This window comes from Sporolactobacillus inulinus (assembly GCF_006539285.1).
Taxonomy (GTDB): domain Bacteria; phylum Bacillota; class Bacilli; order Bacillales; family Sporolactobacillaceae; genus Sporolactobacillus; species Sporolactobacillus inulinus.
The window spans coordinates 1-948 of record NZ_BJMS01000220.1 but is presented as its reverse complement, the minus strand read 5'-3'; the positions used below and the strand labels follow the sequence as shown (position 1 = coordinate 948).

The following is a 948-nucleotide window of genomic DNA, read 5'->3' as shown; positions in this document are numbered from 1 at the left end:
GTTTTTGTCAAGATAAAATTGAGCCACAGTGATCACATTAAAAGTGAGCCACTTTATCATATTGGACTCCCATTAATGGGATAATATGGATTTTAGGAGTGTCTTGTCCCGTAGGGGCAAGACACTCCTAAAAACTCGCAGTCATACTGCCCCTTTTTCATTTTCTTTTCTTCGATTCATGCTTTGTCTGAATCGATAGGACTCGCCATTAAGCAAATGAATATGGCAGCGATGGGTCAGACGATCAAGCAATGCAGCGGTCATCTTTTCATCTCCGAATAGGGTCGTCCATTCTGTAAATTCAAGATTTGTCGTAAGCATGATACTCGCACGCTCATAGCGACTCGAGAAAAACTGGAATAAAAGTTCCGCCCCCGTTTTGGAGAATGGCACATAGCCGAGTTCATCGATAATGACCATATCAAATTTGAGCCATCTCTTTTCAAATGCATTCAGTTTCTGCTCTTCGTAAGCCATGACCAGTTCCTCTACGAGATCTGTAGCCGTGATGAATTTGACTTGATAACCATTTTGGATCAGTTCAATACCCAGTCCCGTTGCCAGATGGGTTTTCCCTGTGCCGCTGTTACCGAGAAAGATCACGTTTTCTTTTTTTCGGACAAACTCACCTTTAGCCAAGGTGAGAAACTGATTGCGGTTAAGACTTGGCATGAGACTGAAATCATAGGTGTCCAGCGTTTTATGCACAGGGAATTTGGCTTGCTTTAAGCGTCTCTGTTTTTGGTTTTCCTCACGGGTTTGAGCTTCAGCCTCAAGTAAAGCGAGTAAATACTCTTCATAACGGGAATTGTGTGTTTCGGCTTCCCGTGCCATAGAACGATACTGTTTGGCAATGGTGGGTACTCTTAATTGTTTGGTTACATGATCGAGCAACAGCTCTGTTGTCATGTCCTCACCTCCTCTAGGAGTTGTCCATATTGACGGATT

Annotated in this window: 1 protein-coding gene; it reads right to left on the bottom strand. The window is 43.2% G+C overall.

Features of this window, described 5'->3' with window-relative positions; all coding sequences use genetic code 11:
* Positions 1–141: 141 nt before the first annotated feature.
* Positions 142–909 carry an IS21-like element helper ATPase IstB gene (gene istB, locus SIN01_RS14830; RefSeq protein ID WP_047035558.1) on the bottom strand — a complete coding sequence of 256 codons (768 nt, stop codon included), beginning with the start codon at positions 907–909 and terminating at the stop codon, positions 142–144.
* Positions 910–948 lie beyond the last annotated feature (39 nt).